This window comes from Nocardioides lentus (genome assembly GCF_039529515.1).
GTDB lineage: Bacteria > Actinomycetota > Actinomycetes > Propionibacteriales > Nocardioidaceae > Nocardioides > Nocardioides lentus.
In genome coordinates this window covers 134,455-151,550 of the sequence record NZ_BAAAMY010000002.1, presented here as the reverse complement: position 1 = coordinate 151,550, position 17,096 = coordinate 134,455, and the positions used below count along the sequence as shown (strand labels likewise).

At 72.4% G+C, this 17,096-nt stretch carries 21 protein-coding genes; 3 read left to right on the top strand and 18 right to left on the bottom strand.

Features of this window, described 5'->3' with window-relative positions; translation table 11 throughout:
• Positions 1-155 precede the first annotated feature (155 nt).
• The 3 genes from ABD158_RS04305 to ABD158_RS04295 are packed head-to-tail and all read left to right on the top strand — an operon-like array spanning position 156 to position 1,207.
• The gene (locus ABD158_RS04305) at positions 156-500 is read left to right on the top strand and encodes a hypothetical protein (RefSeq protein WP_344004219.1); all 345 of its coding nucleotides are present in this window, start codon (positions 156-158) and stop codon (positions 498-500) included.
• On the top strand, positions 497-889 hold the full coding sequence (locus tag ABD158_RS04300) for a hypothetical protein (protein WP_344004216.1): 393 nt from the start codon (positions 497-499) through the stop codon (positions 887-889). The genes ABD158_RS04305 and ABD158_RS04300 overlap by 4 nt, the downstream gene beginning before the upstream one ends.
• Before the next feature lie 9 nt (positions 890-898).
• Positions 899-1,207 carry a hypothetical protein gene (locus ABD158_RS04295; protein WP_344004213.1) on the top strand — a complete coding sequence of 103 codons (309 nt, stop codon included), beginning with the start codon at positions 899-901 and terminating at the stop codon, positions 1,205-1,207.
• A 15-nt stretch (positions 1,208-1,222) separates the two neighbouring features.
• Here ABD158_RS04295 and ABD158_RS04290 read toward each other — a convergent pair whose 3' ends face one another.
• The 18 genes from ABD158_RS04290 to ABD158_RS04205 all read right to left on the bottom strand — a co-directional run bounded on the left by ABD158_RS04290 (position 1,223) and on the right by ABD158_RS04205 (position 17,028).
• Positions 1,223-1,723, bottom strand: a complete 501-nt coding sequence (locus ABD158_RS04290; RefSeq protein WP_344004211.1) for a hypothetical protein — start codon at positions 1,721-1,723, stop codon at positions 1,223-1,225.
• Positions 1,723-3,594: a hypothetical protein gene (locus tag ABD158_RS04285; protein WP_344004208.1), complete on the bottom strand. Its 1,872-nt coding sequence runs from the start codon at positions 3,592-3,594 to the stop codon at positions 1,723-1,725. Before ABD158_RS04285 ends, ABD158_RS04290 begins: the two co-directional genes overlap by 1 nt.
• Positions 3,587-3,712, bottom strand: a complete 126-nt coding sequence (locus ABD158_RS04280; RefSeq protein WP_344004206.1) for a hypothetical protein — start codon at positions 3,710-3,712, stop codon at positions 3,587-3,589. The genes ABD158_RS04285 and ABD158_RS04280 overlap by 8 nt, the downstream gene beginning before the upstream one ends.
• A gap of 3 nt (positions 3,713-3,715) precedes the next feature.
• Positions 3,716-3,937: a hypothetical protein gene (locus ABD158_RS04275; RefSeq protein ID WP_344004203.1), complete on the bottom strand. Its 222-nt coding sequence runs from the start codon at positions 3,935-3,937 to the stop codon at positions 3,716-3,718.
• Positions 3,934-4,767 (bottom strand): hypothetical protein, encoded by an 834-nt coding sequence (locus ABD158_RS04270; protein WP_344004200.1) that lies wholly within the window; start codon positions 4,765-4,767, stop codon positions 3,934-3,936. The genes ABD158_RS04275 and ABD158_RS04270 overlap by 4 nt, the downstream gene beginning before the upstream one ends.
• Positions 4,767-5,360, bottom strand: a complete 594-nt coding sequence (locus ABD158_RS04265) for a hypothetical protein (protein ID WP_344004197.1) — start codon at positions 5,358-5,360, stop codon at positions 4,767-4,769. The genes ABD158_RS04270 and ABD158_RS04265 overlap by 1 nt, the downstream gene beginning before the upstream one ends.
• On the bottom strand, positions 5,360-5,488 hold the full coding sequence (locus ABD158_RS04260) for a hypothetical protein (protein WP_344004194.1): 129 nt from the start codon (positions 5,486-5,488) through the stop codon (positions 5,360-5,362). The genes ABD158_RS04265 and ABD158_RS04260 overlap by 1 nt, the downstream gene beginning before the upstream one ends.
• A gap of 85 nt (positions 5,489-5,573) precedes the next feature.
• The gene (locus tag ABD158_RS04255) at positions 5,574-5,900 is read right to left on the bottom strand and encodes a hypothetical protein (protein ID WP_344004191.1); all 327 of its coding nucleotides are present in this window, start codon (positions 5,898-5,900) and stop codon (positions 5,574-5,576) included.
• A complete protein-coding gene (locus ABD158_RS04250) occupies positions 5,897-6,415 on the bottom strand; it encodes a hypothetical protein (RefSeq protein ID WP_344004188.1) in 519 nt (172 codons plus the stop codon). The genes ABD158_RS04255 and ABD158_RS04250 overlap by 4 nt, the downstream gene beginning before the upstream one ends.
• Entirely contained in the window at positions 6,412-6,627 is a 216-nt protein-coding gene (locus ABD158_RS04245; protein WP_344004185.1) for a hypothetical protein, read from the bottom strand. The genes ABD158_RS04250 and ABD158_RS04245 overlap by 4 nt, the downstream gene beginning before the upstream one ends.
• A gap of 43 nt (positions 6,628-6,670) precedes the next feature.
• Entirely contained in the window at positions 6,671-7,624 is a 954-nt protein-coding gene (locus ABD158_RS04240; protein WP_344004182.1) for a hypothetical protein, read from the bottom strand.
• Between the two features lies 1 nt (position 7,625).
• Positions 7,626-9,200 carry a hypothetical protein gene (locus ABD158_RS04235; RefSeq protein ID WP_344004179.1) on the bottom strand — a complete coding sequence of 525 codons (1,575 nt, stop codon included), beginning with the start codon at positions 9,198-9,200 and terminating at the stop codon, positions 7,626-7,628.
• The gene (locus tag ABD158_RS04230; protein WP_344004177.1) at positions 9,197-10,774 is read right to left on the bottom strand and encodes a hypothetical protein; all 1,578 of its coding nucleotides are present in this window, start codon (positions 10,772-10,774) and stop codon (positions 9,197-9,199) included. The genes ABD158_RS04235 and ABD158_RS04230 overlap by 4 nt, the downstream gene beginning before the upstream one ends.
• Complete coding sequence (locus ABD158_RS04225) at positions 10,771-14,829, bottom strand: hypothetical protein (RefSeq protein WP_344004174.1); 4,059 nt, start codon at positions 14,827-14,829, stop codon at positions 10,771-10,773. Before ABD158_RS04225 ends, ABD158_RS04230 begins: the two co-directional genes overlap by 4 nt.
• A 101-nt stretch (positions 14,830-14,930) precedes the next feature.
• Positions 14,931-15,287, bottom strand: coding sequence for a hypothetical protein (locus tag ABD158_RS04220; protein WP_344004171.1), 357 nt, complete (start codon positions 15,285-15,287; stop codon positions 14,931-14,933).
• 98 nt (positions 15,288-15,385) lie between these two features.
• A complete protein-coding gene (locus ABD158_RS04215) occupies positions 15,386-15,961 on the bottom strand; it encodes a hypothetical protein (RefSeq protein ID WP_344004168.1) in 576 nt (191 codons plus the stop codon).
• Positions 15,962-16,055: 94 nt separating this feature from the next.
• Positions 16,056-16,586, bottom strand: a complete 531-nt coding sequence (locus ABD158_RS04210; RefSeq protein ID WP_344004165.1) for a phage tail tube protein — start codon at positions 16,584-16,586, stop codon at positions 16,056-16,058.
• 82 nt (positions 16,587-16,668) lie between these two features.
• Complete coding sequence (locus tag ABD158_RS04205; protein ID WP_344004162.1) at positions 16,669-17,028, bottom strand: hypothetical protein; 360 nt, start codon at positions 17,026-17,028, stop codon at positions 16,669-16,671.
• Positions 17,029-17,096: the final 68 nt, after the last annotated feature.

The following is a 17,096-nucleotide window of genomic DNA, read 5'->3' as shown; positions in this document are numbered from 1 at the left end:
GCCGCGCGATCAGCGAGATGGGCGGCAGTATCGGCGGTGGCGGGGCCCACCAGATCCACTAACGAGACGAAGTCGCCCCATGACATGGGGTCTTGGCGGGGCGATCGGGCCTGGTTGCAAGTGACCGCCGGAGCCTCCATGACTAGTCTGCCGGAGTGACTCAGAGACCTGTGCAGCGCCGCGAGTATCGCAACCAGGCCGTGAGAATCGCGGACCTCACCGTCACGACGGTCGACATCGTGGACACCGTCTTCGACAACTGCGAAGTCGTTGGGCCGGCGGTGCTGCTCACCCTCGAAGACGTGCAGATCAGTCGGTGCAACTTCGACGCGCCAGACGTCGACGCGTTGATCTGGCCGGTCCCTCGACGTCGGACGCGCGTAACGGGGACGGTTGGCCTCTACCGGGTGAGCTTCACGGAGTGCATGTTCAGGAGGATCGGACTGGCAGCACACGAGGACGCTGCCCCGCTGCTCCGCGCGACCTTCACCGACCTGTGAGCGGCGAGCTCGACCCCTGCACGGCAATCGTCGTGCGAGGCGGCGCACACAAAGATGTTGCTGCAGTAGTGACGCGCTTGCGACGGATAGAGGGCCTCGGCGCTCCTGGGAAGATGTCTGTCGGCGCCGCCGATGTGGTTCCACCAGCAGATGAGTCAGAGGTTCTCCACGCCATCTGCGAGGACTACCCGATGGTGCATAAGCAAGTTCAGGTTGCCAGTCTCGACGCCCTACAAGAGGCCGGGTACGACCTTCTCGACGAACGAAGCGGCGACGAGGCGGAGTGCCACTACCACATCGCGTTCCCCGAACCCGTGCAAGAATCTGACGTTGAGGCGTGGTTCGCGTGCTTCTCAGATCCCGTTCCAAACCCCGCGAAGGAGGCGTGACCTAAGTCCATGTTGACTCTCGAAGTTGACTTCAACGATGTGACTCGCGACGGCTCGCTGGTCACCGATGCTCGGCTCATCGAGCAGCGTGTCTACGTGGGCTCTCGCGTTCGCGTTCACGACGAGCTCGAGGACGAGTACCGCAATGCTGTGGTCCGGTCAGTTGACGGCAAGACGCATCGGATCCTGCTTGAGGTCGATTGGGATGAGGAGTGGGCCGTGGAGCTCAACCACATCCGTCCTGCTGAGGCACACACCCTCGGCCTTGAGCCGATCACGCCAATGGTCATCGACTCTCACCTGATGGCGGCTAGCTGAGGCGCATCTCTTCGCTTACTGCACGTCGACGATCTGCACCGACAGGGTCCCAAGCACAGCGGCGTTGGCGGCGTTGGCGGTCTTGTACGACAGGTCCAGCCAGTAGGCCGTCCCAGCGGTGAGGCCGGTGACGGTGTCGATGATCGCGAACGGTGTCGCCGGGGTGGTCGCGGCGGCGGGGGCCCGGCACTGCTTCTCACCGGACGGGGTCGACGCACCGGCTGCGGCGGCGCCGTTCGCGGGGGCGGTACCGGTGCCGTACCTCGCGGAGACCGACGCGATCGACGCGCCGGTCTGGGTGCCAGCGGTGCCGGTGACCATGACCAGCACCTTCCCCGTGCCACCGACCTTCGGGGTGAACGGGACCGCGAGCCCGGCCATGACCGCGGTGGTCGAGACGGTGGTGGCGGGTGGGGCTGGGTTGGCGGCCGTGACCGCCATGAGCGGCGCGGAGACGCCGGGGGCGTCGATGCCGCCGGCGCGGAGGGTTCCGCCGCCGAGGTCGAGGTCGCCCATCAGACCTGCACCTCCGTGAGCTCGACGCGTGCGTGCCACTCCATCGGCGTTCCGTCCTTCCCGGTGACCCTGATGTTGATGAACCCGGCCGAGGATCCGGCGGTGTACGACAGGCCCCCGATGCCGGTGTCGGCGTAGACGGTGCGCAGCATCGGCGTGCCCAGCCACGCGGAGTTCCCGGTCGCGCCGTAGCGGGCGGTGTGGTCGACGACGTAGTGGGCTCGGACGGTCCCGTCGGCGTTGGTCCCGATGACGTGGGCGGTGACGGCGACGAGCTGGCCGCGGAGGAGCTGGTGCATGGTGCCGCCGGAACGGACGGGGTTCATGTTGACGGCGGTGGCGCCGTCGGTGGTGGCGGCGGAGACCTGAAGGGTGCTGGACTGGCGGTCGCCGCGCTGGGCCACCCGGGTCGCGGCATGGGAGCGGGCGCCGTAGGTCCGGGCGCGGGCCCACAGGCCGTGCGCCACCGTCCCGACACCCTCGGCCCAGGACTGGAAGCCGGACGCACCCGAGTACTGCCCGGCGGCGCGATTCTCCCGGCCGTAGAGCACGCCGGCGAACTGCCCGAGCACGTCGTTGAGGAACCCGCCGCCAACGAAACCGCCGGTGCGTGTGCCGTCCGAGAAGAACACCCGGGCACCGTTGGGGTGAGCGGCGACCAGCGCGGTGCCGGTGCGGGCGCCGGTCTCGTCGGTGGTCGCGACGGACTGGAAGGTGTCGAGGGTCAGGACGTTGCCGTCGATGCTCGCGACGCGCGCGATCTCGAGGGGGCCCTGGCCGTTGTCGAGGGCGGGGGTGCCGAGGCCGAGGTACATGGTCTGCCTGACCGCGATGTCGGTGACGTCGGCGACGGTGACGGTGGTGGCCCCGGCTGCGACGGCTGCGGTGAGGGTGGTGATGGCGTTCGTGCCGGCGCTGTTCTCGTCGCCGCCGGCGACGGTGCCCTTCGCGGCGAGGACCCGGTTCGCGGTGCCGCCACCGACGGTGGTGTAGCCGCCGAACAGGGCGTGGAGCGACCCACCCAGGGCGGCGACGTGACCGCCCACACCACCGGCGATGACGTGGTAGCCGTGGACGACGGCCGCGACGATCGCGTGCCAGATCTTGTTGTCGTAGCCCGAGACGTCCGCGAGCCGAGAGTTGCCGATCTCGTGGGGGCTGCCCTCCTCGCCCCCGCGGACGTTGTAGTTGTCCGCGAGGGGCCCGATCTTGTTGGCCTCGGAGGTGTTGATGCCGTAGGCCTTGGGCGTCGCGGTCGGCTTGCGGGCCACGACGACCTTGCTCGTCTCCGGGCCTTCCTTGATCCACTGCGCGGTCGCTGCATCCGAGCCACCGGGCGCTCCGGGAGGGCCGGGGACAGTCGATGGGGGGCCGGGAGGACCCGGTGGGCCGGGCTTGATGACGACACCGCCGCCGACCTGGACGGTGACCTGCTTGGTGAGGTCGGTGACGACGTCGGGCAGCGGGTGGATCGGGAACGAGTCGACCCGGAAGTCGCGACCGCCGACCTTCACGCCCTGCACCTCCACGCGCCACGCCTCGTGGTCGCGGGGGACGGGGAATGCAAGGAGGTCCGACCCGAGGTCGGGGACCTCGATGATCCGGTCGCCGGCTCCGATGACAGAGCCCGCGGCGTCGCGGACGGTGTCGATGAGCCAGCCGTCGCCGTCAAACTCGCACCGCTGCGAGAGGGGCGCGAGCGTGAACGGGTTCGTCGCGCCCGTGACGGGCATCCGGTTGAGGGCCTTCGGGGGCCTGATCCAGACCACGCCGGTGCCGGAGTCCGGGGGGACGTAAGTCGTGGAGCCGTTGGCCTGCCGGACGGGCAGCAGCAGACGCCACTTCAGCTGGCAGGTGGGCAGGTCAGCCACGGGGCCGCTCCTTCAGGGCGATGGTGAGGTCGTGCAGGAAGACACCGGCCCGCTCGCCCCACGCGACCAGGGCGGCCGCGAGGGTGAGGGAGACGGCGAGGAACGGCAGGGGCCGCATGGGTCAGGGCTTGCGGTGCTGGCCGACGACGAGGCGCAGCGGGTCGCGACGGCGGTAGCCGACCAGGAACGTGGGGCCGCCGACGACGAGCAGCGCGATCGAGGCCTGCACCAGCGGCGGGGCCTGGTCGACGAACGGGATCTCCGTCAGCAGCCACAGCACCACCGCGGTAGCCGCAGCGGTCAGCGAGCTCGCGGTCACCTTCGGCGAGACGGGGGTGCTCACGCGTCCCCCGGCTCGGCCTCGTCGGCGGCGACGGCCGACTCCAGGACCGCGAGGTCGGCGAGGATCTCGTCGGCCTGGTCCTGGGTGGCGCGCTTCCGCAGCGAGGCGAGGGCCTGACGGACCTTCGCTCGCTCCTCGTTGCGGTAGCGGGTGGTGCCCTTCCGGATCGCGCGCTGCTCGGCGAACGTCCGCTGCGCCGCGGTCGCGGCCGCCTCGGCGTAGCCCTCGATGGTCTTCAGCTGAGCGAGCACCTCGGGTGTGGCCATGTCGTCCTCCTCCATCTCGGCGGCGTAGTACGCCAGGAACCGGTCCCACGGGAACGCGGGGCCGGGGTCGCTGCGGCGGCCGGGGTCGCGGTCGCCGTGGCTGATGAAGCCGGGCACGCCGGCCTCGGACTGGGCTCGGGTGATCCGGCGGGCCGGCACGGTGATGCCGGCGGTGGCCTCGATCCAGCGGGCCATCCGGGCGGCGCGCTTCGCCATCTGTCGCAGGCACCCGTCGACCCACTGCTCGGGCAGGTCGGGCCACCGGTGGGCCTGGGTGGCGGCGGACAGGTGGAGGGCCCACTCGTTGGAGCCGGTGCCGTCACCGAACGCGGCGAGCTCGTAGGGGACGAGGTCGACGGCGGAGTCGGAGTCGCACAGGTCGTGGTACGACCCGTAGTCGGAGCGGCCGCGGATGAACTCGGCGACGGCCTCGGCGCCGCCGTCGCCACCGGCCAGGTCGGGCGCGGACTCGGCGGAGTGCACGACGATGACGCCGCGCACGCGTGCGCGGCGGGCCCGGAACTGGGTCTGCCTCGGGGGGTGGTCCTGCAGGTAGGTGCCCATCACGCTCTCCTCATCTGCTGGTGCATGCGACGCAGGTGGCGGACCTGCCTCTCGAGGCGGTCGACGTCGCGGCGGTCTTCCTGGCGTCGGGCGGTGGCGAGCGCGACCTCGAGCCGGTCAGCGGCCGCGGCGATGGCCTCGTAGCGGCGGCGCTGCGGCCGAGGCGTCGCGCCAGGGACGACCAGGGGCAGGTCGACGCCGTTCAAGGACAGCCCGTAGCCGAGGTACTGCTGGCCCCACTGGCTGGTCGCGCGGGTGCGGGCGACGTGGTGGATCCGGCCGGGCGTGACGAGGTCGTTGGACCAGCAGCCCGGGGTGCCGTCGGCCAGCGGCCGCGCGGCGAGGGTGACGTGGCCGTAGGGGCCGGAGCCCTTGTAGAACAGCGGCGCGCCGAGCGGCGCCGCGGAGGGGTTGCCTCCGGCGACGCGCTCGTCGTCGCCGAGCCCGAGCCACTGCAGCCATGCGGACCCGAAGCCGCCCCCGATGCCGTAGGACGTGCGCACGAACATCTGGCAGTAGCCGGTCCAGTCCCGCGACGGTCTGGTTGCCTGTCCGCGGGCGAACGCGAGGGCCTGCTCGACGGTGTTGACCATCAGTCGTCTCCCGCCTGCTCGTCGCGGTCGACGTCGGCGTCCTGCCAGTCGACGGGGGTGGGCTGCTCGGCCGGCGGTGGGCCGGCGTGGTGGCCCTCCCACTCCGGGTCGGTGTCGCGGTCGCGCATGGGGACCTCCAGGTGCTCGGGGTGGCGCAGGGCATGCCGATCACCCGCGCGGCCAGCAGGCGGCGCAGGCGTAGGAGTGGGTGTCTCAGCGGTGGTCGGTGAGCCGGATCGGGCCGTCGTCGCCGTGCAGGACGATGTCGGCGACCCAGACGGCGAACCCGCTGATGACCACGGCGAGCGCGGCGGTCATCGCGAGGCCGACCGCGGTGGGTGGGTAGTCGAGCTGCAGCGCCGTGTAGGCGCCGTAGGTGATGACGACGTGCTCGACGACGAGGCCGGTGCGCAGGATCTTCTCCCCGAGCTGGAGGACGTCCCACCGGATGATCAGGGTCGCGACGAACCCGCAGCCGGCGATGATGGCCAGCGCCGCGTAGACGCAGCGCACGATGTCGGCGGTGGTCTCATCGATCACTGCTCGTCCTCGCAGTAGGTCGGCGAGGGGTACGGCTCGGAGTCGCGGACGTCCTGCTGGGCCCGGGCCTGCTGCCGGTACTCCTCGGTGGCGGCGATGCGGTCGGTGATCGTGTCGCGGAGCTCCGCTACGGGCTCGACGTCTTCGAGGGACTCGAGCAGGCCGCGCTGGTAGCGGAGCTCGGCGTCGAGGTAGTCGAGCTCGGCGCGGCCGAGGTCGTCGGCGACGTCGGAGCGGGAGTCGCGGGCGGCGCCGACGGCCTCGTTGTAGTCGCTGATGCAGCGGACCAGGTCGGCGCGGTCGTTGTTGGAGACGGCGAGGTAGATCCCGACGCCGCCGCAGAACACCATCGACAGGATCACGGCCACGATGGCGGCCGAGCGGTCGTTGGCTCGGATGCGCTTCCAGAGCGCCATGGGGTCGTCCCTTCCTCGGATGAGCTCGTAGGCCTCGCGCCACAGCCACCCGGCGGGGATGCCGGCGACGAAGCCGAGGGTCAGCCAGACGGCGGTCACTGGTCGCCGTCCTTGCCGCCGCTGGAGCGGCCGCGGATCGCGCCACCGAGGAGGACCCCGGTGACGACGGGCATCAGCGCGATGATCAGCCCGTCGACGTTGATCTGGTTGCGGATGAGGCCGACGGCGACGGCCAGCACCAGCAGGCCGAGGACGACGAGGAACCCGGCGAGGTAGAGGCGGCGGGGGATGAAGCTCTGCTCGTCGCTCACGCGCGGCCTCCGATGCTGGTGTGGGACTGCGGCGCGCTGGGGCTCACAGGGAGGAGTCCTCGCCGCCGTCACGCTCGCCGGCGAGCACGACGTAGCCGAGGGAGACGGTCGCGCCTGCGGCGAGCTGCCGGTCGGTGCGGTTGCGGATGCCGACGGTGAGCTGGTTGACGCCCATGGAGTCGACGCCGGCCTGGTAGTTGAAGTGGCCGCCGATCAGCCAGGCGTACCCGATGGGGTTCTGCCCGACGGTGTGGGCGATCGCAACCTGCCCGTCGGCGGTGGTGCGGTCGACGCGTCCGAAGTCGAGGCCGTTGAGCCGCAGCGGCCCGCGGGGCAGTACGAGGCCCTGGCGGGCCATGATCGGCGCGAACACCTCGAACAGGTCGGTGAAGATGGTCGCGGACCGCTCGGCGCCGTCGCCGGAGCGGAGCACGAGACGGCTGGCTTCAGCCACGTCGTCGGTGTTCGACGTGATGGTCAGCACCTGGCGCAGCGCCTCGGCGAGCATGGCCATGCCGCCGCGGGTGCCGTCCTCGCCGTGCAGGTCGACCCAGCCGCGCCCGCCGCGCTGGTCGAGGCCCGCACGGGGCCCGGAGGTGCCGGTCTGCGGTGTCGACATCTTCTGGCCCAGGCGGCCGGCCTCCGCGGAGTCGGCGGTGGTCTTCGCCGCGGCGGCGGCTGTCTGGGCGGTGGCGGCGCGGGCGAAGGCGTCGGCGGCGGTCGCGGCGGTGGGCTGCAGCCGCTCCCGGACGGCGGTGGCGACCTCGGTCGGCGGCGCCTCGGCGAACCGCACCCACACGCGGCCGTTGGCGACCCAGTCGACCGAGACGACGGGGATGTCGGTGATGTCGGCGAAGGCGTCGACGTTGACCTCGATGCCGGTGTCGACGAGGGACTCGACGACCTCGGGGGGCGGCTCGACGCCGTCGAGGGACGGGGGACCGTCGTTGAGGTCCTCGAACCCGGGGGAGGGTGCCTCGATGGGCGTGGTGGTCACCTCAGGCGGCCCGTCGGTCACGGCCGAGCTGCGCGAGGTGCTGCTCGATCGTCATCAGCGGCTCCCCCAGGGTCAGCTCGACGGCGCAGTCGGCGTCGACGTAGGTGGTCTCGGTGATCCGCAGCTCGTCGCCGGTCTCCCGGATCCGTGCGACGTGGCCGGGTTCGATCTCCCAGGGGTAGGCGACGCGGCCGGTGAGGCGGTCGACGATCCGGCGGCGCAGGGTCGCGGTGCCGGCCTTCGGCGGCGCGGCCTTCGCGGCGAGCACGAGGCCGCCGATGCGCTGGGCGTCGGCCAGGGTGCCCCGGCCGGCGGGGAGGGTGACGGGCTCGGCGTCGCGGATGCGGGCGCCGAGCTGCTCGACGTAGGCGGTGACGACGGTCGACGCCTCCGTGCCGTCGGCGGCGGTCCAGTAGACGGCGACCCGGTTGCAGAGGTCGGCCTCGCCGCCCGGGGCGTCGTAGTCGTCGGCGGTGGAGATCTCGTACCGCGGGGTCGTGGGCCAGGGTCGGTAGGCGAACGCGTGGCCGCGGAGGCCGTCGCCGGTGGCGGCGAGGACCTCCCACAGCATGTCGGGCTCGTAGAGGGCCAGGTCGTCGAGGACCCGGCGGGCGGTGGCGCCGTCGGGGTAGGCGAACTGCTCGGGCTCGAACGTGGTGTCGGTGACGTGGACAGCGTCGGGGTCGACGGCGGTCCCGAGGAGCCGGGAGCAGAGGTCCGCGACGACGGTGGACGCGGTCACCTGCCGGGGTGGGGTCCTGGGCGCGTTGCCGTGCTGGTCGGCGAGGAGCGCGGTCACGACGAGGCTGGTGATGGTGACCTTCGACAGGTCGTCGGCGACGTTGGTGGCGCCGCCGCTGCGGACGAGGGCGATCTGCAGCTGCTTCGCGGCCTGCTCGAGGGCGGGCCACTCGGCGGCGGTGTGGTCGGCGGTCTCGGTCCGGAGCCCGTACCAGTACTCGAAGACGGGGATGAGGACTCCGGGCGCGTCCGGGGTGGTGCGGTGGATCTGGACTCGGTAGCCGGCGTCGGCCTTGTGGCCCTGGAAGAAGAACCGGATCCGGCCGGCGGTCTGGGTGGTGTCGACGAAACCGGTGTAGCGCATCCCGGCCCGTGACCCGCGGCCCACGGGGGACCCGGACTGGAACTGCAGCACCGTCGAGTCGCCAGCGGCGTCGCTGGTGGACTGGTCGACCTGCGCTGATCCGAGGTTCCCGTCGGCCGGCACCCACGAGCTGAGGGACCGGTCGACGTAGACCAGCTTCTCGGACTGGTCGGCGGCGAGGGTGAGGCCACCGGAGGCGGTGAGCTGGAACGACTCACCGTCGGCGCCGCGGCCGCGGCCGGGGTTGTCGGTGTAGCCGTCCCACAGGCAGCGGCTGGTGCGGGCGTCGTAGACCCAGAGCCGGTCAGCGGGCCCGAGGTCGGGGAACGTCCGCAGCGGCAGGTTCAGGGTGACCTGGGCGGTGGAGTGCCCGCCTGGTGCGGTCTTGGAGAACTGCAGGCCGGTCGCGTGGCGGGTGACGACCCGGTCGGTGCGGCCGTCGCGGACCCGGACGGTCAGCGGGCCCCTCACGGGTCGACCTGCCCGTCGCCGATCCACAGCCACCGCGGGTGGTAGCTGACGGTGACCTCGGTGGACGCGGTCAGCCGGTCGGTGGCGAGCACCCAGTTGTGACCGGGCGGCCCGTCAACGACCTGCTGCAGGACGACCAGGGTGTTGTCGACGCCGGGGTGGAGGTGGGGGAACCCGCCGAGGTGGGGACCGGGCACCCCGTCGAGGAACCCAGCCGGACCGGTGCGCCACGCGGTCTCGTCGTCGGAGTCCCACACCGTGGCGCCCTCGTCTCCGGGTCCGGCGTCGGCGAAGACGGTGACCAGGGTCGAGACCCCGGTGACAGAGCCGACGGAGTCGGCAACCCCGGGCCCGTCGACGGGACACAGCATCAGCGCGTCCACGGTGAGACGGCTGCTGCCGCCGGTGCGGGACCCGCCGACGACCACGGTGACCGGGATGGTGTCGGGGAGGTCCGCGACGGCGTCGCCGCCGTCGAGCGGGTCGAGCCCCGCCGGCAGGGACACGACACCGAGGTCGGTCCAGGTCGCGAAGTCCGCGCCGCGGGTCGCCACGGGCGTGATCGCGACGGTGTCGGTGTCGGAGTAGCGGGTCGACCCGGGCACGGCCAGGCGTGCCCGCACGGTGCCGGTGGTCCCGGCGGCCTCGCGGACGACGCGGGCGAGTACCCGCCACTGCCCGACCGGCAGCGTCACGGCCGGGGAGGTGAGGGCCCGCCACAGGTCGGCGTCACCGGCCGGCTCGGCGCCGGGAGCGGGCCAGGTGATGCCGGACCCGCCGGCGTAGCGGCTGCCGGTGACGCGGGCGCCGTCGCTGGTGGCGGCGAACCTGTCGCCACCGGGGAGCAGCATGATCGGGCCACGGGGTGTCCAGGCGGTCTCGTCGGTGTGCGCGACCGTCCCGAGCAGCCACCGGGACCCGCCCATCCCGCTGACGCCGGCGCCATCGACGCCGAACGCGCGGACCGAGACCCTCGCCGGAGCGGGCGCGTCGCCGTGCACGGGCGGCAGGAGCACCCGGCAGCCGCCAGTGGCGGGGTCGTTGCCGACGATGATCGGCTGCTCAGTGCGGCGCTCCCCGAACGCGAACGGCTCCGCGTCGACGCTCACCGTGATCTGCCACAGATCGGTGCCGGTCGGGTCGTCGACGTACACCTCGCTGAACGACAGCTCGCCGGGCTGGGACCGGTACGTGTGAAACCACACCGGCGCGGTGTCGGCGTCGAGCTGGAACAGCAGCCAGTTGCGGCGACGCAGGATCTCCCGCGCGAGCTCCGACTGCTTCGCGACCGCCAGGGTCCGCGGCCCCTCCACCGCCAGGGTGAACGCCAGCTCGCGGGTGCCGTAGACCGCGCCGATCCCGTCGGGGTCACCGACCAGGGACGGCACGCCCAGCGACCATCCCTCGTCGGCGACGGACGTGACGACGCGCTCGCCGCCGCCGTCGACGTCCCCGTCGGGGTCGGTGTCGTAGAAGTCGAACCGGACCCGCGCGTCAGGGCGTGGCGCGTCGACGAACCGCACCCGCGGCCAGGCCAGGTCCCGGCCGCTATCGCCGAGCTGCAGGAGCGTCACCGGCGGGTCTTCTTCCGGTCCTGCGCGGCGCGGCGGTTCCGGTCGCCTTGGCCGGCGCGGGTGCCGCGGGCGGCGCCGCGCTCGATGGCGCCCTCCATGCGGTCGATCTTCTTGTCGAGGCTGCTCAGGGTCTTCTCCTGCCGGTTGACGAGCTGCTGCAGCTGGCGGGTGCCGGCGGCGTACACGTCTCGCTCGGCGAACTGCCCGAGCTGGTTCTGCGCCCGGGTGCGCTGGTTGAACAGCTGCTCGTACTCGGTGATCTCGGCGGCGCTGAGCCCGGCGAACTCGGTGGCGGTCGTCAGGTCACCGGAGGCGTACAGGGCCTTCGCGAGCGCCCCGTCGAGGCCGTTGCCCTCGGCGGTCTTCAGCATCTCGAGCATCGTCTGGTTGTCGTTGCGGTCGGCCTCGAGCTGGATCCGGAGCCCCTCGAGGCCGTTGCCGAAGATGTCGCCGTTGATCGAGGAGGCGACGGTGCGGCGGTAGTCGGCGGCCTCGCGGAGCCTGTCGTCGAGCTGCCGTGACGTCCGCTCCAGCTTCCGGTCGACCTCGGTGTATCGCTTCGAGGTCTTCACGATCGCGGCCTGCTGCTCCCGGAGTGCCTTCGTCCAGGGACGGTGGGCCTCCTTGAGGTCCTTCGCAAAGTCCCGGAGCTCGCGGCGCACCGACCGCCACCCGTCGTCGGGCTTCAGGTTCAGGTCCCGGACCGCGCTGTTGAGCGCCTTCTGCCGGTCCGAGAGGCCCTTCCCGTCGCCGCCGCGGCGCCCGCCGCGGGCGAACCACTCGACCTGGCCGCCGAAGTAGTCGACGACCTGCTCGGCGATCGTCTTCGCGCGGGGGCGGCGGTGGTCGTTGGCGAGCGGGAGGTACGCCTCGCCCTGCGTCTCGGGCTCCCGCCAGATCCGGGTCGGCCCGGGCCCGGCGAGCTCGGCGAGGTGGCCGTTGGGGATGTCACCGGGCGCCCGCGTCCCGCCGTCGGCGAAGGCCATCGTCTCTGCGGGCCAGAACCCACCGAGCGCGTTCTCACGGCGGGTGCGGGTGACCGTGGTGACGTAGATCGTCTTCGAGTTCAGGCCACCCAGGGCGTTCTGCACGGCACCGATCCCGCCGAGTGCCTGTCCGACGTCGGCGCCGACGTCGGGGGCCGCCTTGGTCCCGTTCAGCGCGGACAGGCGCTGGAACATCTGGTCGACGGCGTTCGTCCCGGGAGCGGTGTCGGCCTCGACCTTCGGCTTCGTCTTGCGCCGCTGCAGGCCTCCGAGGTCCGCCTCGAGGCCGCGGATGGTCTTCCCGGCGGGCAGCGAGTCGAGGGTGACGGTCGGCCGCGGTCGCTGGCTGTCGACGACCCCGAGGCCGCGGAGGACCTTGTTGATGTCCTTGGTCGCGAGGTCCCGCAGCCTCACCAGCGCACGACGCTCCCGGCCGGTCAGCTCGTACTTCCTCACCAGCCGGTCGATGCCGCGCTCGGTCTGCGGGATGTTGTTCGCGCGGATCATCGTGCGGATGTCCTTCGGCATCCCGCGGTAGGTCGCGCGCAGCTGGGAGGCCTGGCGCTCGATAGGACCGATCCCGGCGGCCTGGAAGACGGTGCGGACCATCTTCGGGGTGAGCCCGAGCGCGTTCGCGCGGCGGCGGATCACGTCGGCGTCGATGCCGGCGGCGATGCCGTGACGGATGAACTCGCGGCGGGACTCCTGGACGAGACCGGCGATCTCACGCTCCGAGGCGCCCGCCTCGGCGCGCTTCACGAGCATGTCCTGGGTGGCGCGGACCACGTCGCGGGTCGCGGCGGCGTTCGCGCGGCTGGCCTCGGTGGCGCCGGAGAACCCGTCGCCGGCGGTCAGCTCGTTGCGCAGACCGGCGAGGGACTCGCGCCACGCGTGGGTCGCCTCCTCGGCGTCCAGGGTCGGGGAGAGCAGCGCGTCGAGGGCTCCGCCCATGGCGGCCGCCGAGTCGGCCGTCGACAGGGCCTCGTACCCGAGGTCGGCGATGCTTCCCGCGAAGGCGTCCAGTCGGCCGCCGGTGGAGTCGGCCGCGGACTGCAGCCGGGAGGCCTCGGCGGCGAGGTCATCAAGCTCGCCGCGTGACATGCCCTCGAGGTCACCCCAGTCGAGGTCCAGCTTCTCCATCGCGGGGCCGAGGATGGTGGCGATCCGCTCCATCTCGGACAGCGAGGCGTTGCCGTCGTCAACAACACCGAAGCTGGTACCCAGCCGCACGAGCGCGTCATCGAAGGAAGCGAGGTCACTCTCGGCGGCGGCCCAAGTCTGGCCGGCGCGCCCGACCCGGGAGTCGACGCCGTTCATGACGACGTCGAAGGACTCCAGCCAGCTCGACGGCTTCAGCACGCCGAGGAGGCCGTTGTCACCGGAGATGTCACCGGACACCTGGGCGAAGTCGTCGCGCAGGGCCTTCGTGTTGTCCGAGAACGTCGAGCGCCAGGCGGTGACGCTGGCGGTGTTCGCGGTGAAGGCGTCGTCGACCCGGCGGATCGAGTCCTCCAGGTCGTCCCCGGCGGCCGTGGAGTCCATCAGCAGCCCGGCGCCGGCGCCCATCGCTGCGCCCCAGGGGCCGAGCATGGAACCGGCGAGCCCGAGGACGGCGGTGTTCTGCAGCCCCAGGGAGTCCCCGGCGCCGCTCGAGGCGATGGTCAGCGCCGCGACGCCGGCGGCTGCCTTCCCGGCCGCCGAGGCGTACCCGCCGATCCGGCGTCGGGCCTCCTCGGCCCGGACGGCCGCGGCTTCCATGTCACGGCGCTGCCCGACCCCCTCACGGTGGGCGCCGGCCTGCGCGAGCCGGAGGTCACCGAAGGTGCCGGCGAGGCCAGCGACGCCGGTGCGGAGCCGGTCGACGTTCCCGCGGGTGGTCGCGAACAGGCCGCCCTTGTCGAGGCGGCTCGACACGGCCATGGCCCGGTTGAGGGTGGCCGCGCCGGCGGCGGCGGCAAGGAGCGGTGTCCCGAGGGGGGAGTCCGCGATCGCGGAGAAGATGTCGGCGATCGCCTCGAGCCCGTTCAGGGCTGGCCCGCCCAGGGGCGCGGCGGCGACCGCGATGTCCAGCAGGGCGCCGCTGATCGCGGAGGCGGTCTCGGCGACCTCGGGGCCGGTGTCGGCGACGTAGTCGACGAAGTCGCGGTAGCCCTCGGTCTGCTTGACCGCCGCGGCCCACTGGTCGAAGTCGTCGGCGCTGTCGCGCAGTCCGGTGGTGAAGCCCCGGGAGAACGGCTCGCCTGCGATGAGGAGCTCGCCGAGCCCGTGGGCGACGTCCCCGATGGCCGCGTTCAGGTCGGTGAGGACGGGCCGGCCCTCGGCCTGGATGTAGTCGACGAACTCGGTCCACCGGCCGGAGACCAGGGACTCGGCGTTGTCGGCGGCCAGGTCGCCGGTGATGTCGCCGATGGTCCGGAAGAACTCCTCGGCGCGGGGGAGCGCGGTCTCGAGGTCGTCGAGGCCCCGGTCGAGCCCGGGGAACAGGCCCTCGGCGGCGGCGTCGACGGTGGCGCCGCGGATCTCCCCGCGGACCTCGGAAAGGTGGGTGGCGAACGCGGCCGCGGCCGGCGAGAGCTGGTCGAGGGCCTGCTCCGCGGCCTGCAGGTTCGCGACTGTCGGCTCGAGGCGGGCCTTCTCGATCGCGGTCAGGGCGTCGCCCATGTCCTGGAACGCCAGGACCGCGGTCAGTCCGGCGGCGCCCGCGATGGTCGCCTGCGTCGCGAGCCCGGCCAGTGCCGGCACGGCCAGCGCGCCGATCGGGGAGACGGCGGGCCCGAACATCGCGAACAGGTCGAGCCCGACGCGGAGCCGGCCGGACAGGTCGTCGATCTCGGCGCGTGCCCGGCCGGCGTCGACGTCGACGATGCGCTTGCGGCCGGTGAGCTCGTTGACCTCGCCCTGGACCCGCTTGAGGTCGCGGTCGCCGGCGACCCGCACGTCGATCGTGACGTTCTCGTCGCGGATGCCGTGCAGGATCTTCTGCAGCGCGAGCGCCTGACCGGCGGCGCGGCCGAGAGCGGCTGTGAACGGCTTCTCGTCGGCGTCGACGATCACGGACACGCGGCGCATCGCTCACCACCTCTCGGCGTGGTCGGGGCAGCACGAACGGGCGGGACCGTGGGCGGGGGAAGACGTCCACGGGCCCGCGCGGTGTCACGCTGCGGGGTCGGTCAGGAGCGGTACGGGATCGCGACGGTCCAGGCGCCGTCGTCGCGCCCGTAGTGGCCCTCAGCAGGGTCCGGCGGGGGGTGGCGGGCGGCGTCACGCTCAGCTGTCGCGAGAGCAGCGCAGGCCACGCACCGCATCCGCACGAGCTGGTACTTCTTCGGTTCGCTGCCGTCGCGACCCGGCCAGGTGAACACGGCCTCGGCGTTGCCGGGGTTCGGGACCTCTTGAACGGAGTCGAGGTTCCCGCACCGCGGGCAGATCTGCTGCTGCTCGACGATCAGCGCGCCGAGGGCCTCGGCTCGGGCGTTCTCGTCCCACAGCGACTCGCGGTGCACCACGGTCCGCCACGCCTCGGACAAGCTGCACGGCTGCCCGTGCTGGTCCTCGTAGGTGTGCCACTCGGCGGCGACGCGGCCCTCGAACTCCGGAGGGGACGCGCCGTGCCGGGCGGCTGCTTCTACTCGTCGTCGTTGGTCGGGAGCAGCGCCGAGACGGGCAGTGGTTTTGGGAGGACGGGCTCCCGGTTCGTCAGCTTGGCCGCGGCCTCGGTGAGGCGGCGCCAGTCGAACGCCGACGCCGCGTCGGGTCCGGCGCCGGGCACGAACTCGGCCCACTGCTCGTCGGTGACCTCCGGCTCGACGAGGCACAGCCGGACCAGCGCCGGCGGGTAGGCATCGGAGTCGAACCCGAGCTGCGCGTCGAGCTTGTTGCCCTTGCGGGGCGGGTGCTGCTCCTGCAGGTCGGCGTAGCCGAGCACTGTGGTGCCGTCGGCGGCCTCGTAGCCGCGGTACAGCGGCTCCTCGAGGACGACCTTGATGCGGTCGTCCTGCGCGCCCTCGAGGATGGTGTTGCGTTCGTCGACGAGCTTCTTCACCTCCCGCTGCTCTGCGGCGGTGCGCTTCGGCTGGGCGAGGAGGGCGTCGAGCCGGTTCTCGAGCTGCTCGATGCGGTCCCCGTCGACCCCGGGGATGAGGTAGACGGTCTCGCGGCGCCGGCGACGTACTAGCGGGTTCGGCTTCTTCTGGGCGGGCATGTGGTGGCTCCTCATGCGGGTGGGCGGCTCCCGGGGTGGCGTGACGGGCGGGCAGCGGGAGCCACCCCAACGCTGCCCGCCCGTCGATCGGGGGTCAGGCGGAGACGAGCACCACGTCGTAGATCGGGCGACGCAGCGGGGTGAGGACCTGCTGGATCTCGTTGTCGGCGAACTCGTCGCCGTCGTTCGGGCGGGTCTGCTCCTCGCACTTCACCTTCCACATCTCGAGCACGTCGTCGGCCGCGAACGGCTGGTCGGCGTCGATGCCCTTGCGGACCGCCAGCCACAGCCGGGTGCCGCGCTTCAGCAGCCCCTTGGCCTTGTTGTCCGGCGTGGAGTCGTCGGGGTCCTGCGGGTTGAACGGGTAGCGGACGGTGAACGCCGGGATCTGCGTCCGCCCGCCGCGGCCGAGGTCGACCGAGGACCCCATCCCGGAGGGCCGCATGCCCGTGTTGGTGGAGATCTCCGCGGGCAGGCCCCGCAGGAACAGCGACAGGTCCACCGAGCTGGCGACGTTGATCTCCGCCAGCTTCGGGGCCTCGGGGGCGGCGAAGGTCAGGACGGCGGCGACCTTCGCGGTCGCGAGGACCGGGAAGCCCTCGGGCTCGTGCATGGTGAGGCTCATCTGGTGCCCTCCTCAGGCGTACCGCGGTGGGTCCGCGGGGGTGGGTGATGGGTTGGGGTGGCTCCCGATCAGGGGGGTGGGGTCAGGCCTTGTCGTCCGCGGCGAGGACCGCGGCGATGTCGGCCTTCGTGGCCTTGCTGTCGACGACGAGCACGGCGTCGCCGGTGCGGCCGTCGTTGCGGCGGGAGAGCTCGGCGAGCAGGTCGTCCTTCGAGAAGGGCTCGTAGACCGACGGCTCGGCGGAGCCGGCGGCCGCGACCGGCACCGACGCCTCCCGCGGGTAGCCGTTGCGGGTGAAGGGGTTCTCGTCGAGCTCCTCGAACCGGGCTCGGGTGGCCTCGTCGTAGCTCGCGAGGGTGTCGACGTGCAGCGTCACCTCGGACACGGCGTTGCCGGCCTCGTCGTGCTGCCGCACACGCTTCCAGTCGTCGGGGTTGGCCATCTGGTTCCTCCGGGGTGGTGTCGTTGGCCGGGCGAGCGGCTGCTCGACGGCTGGGGGGTGGCGCAGGC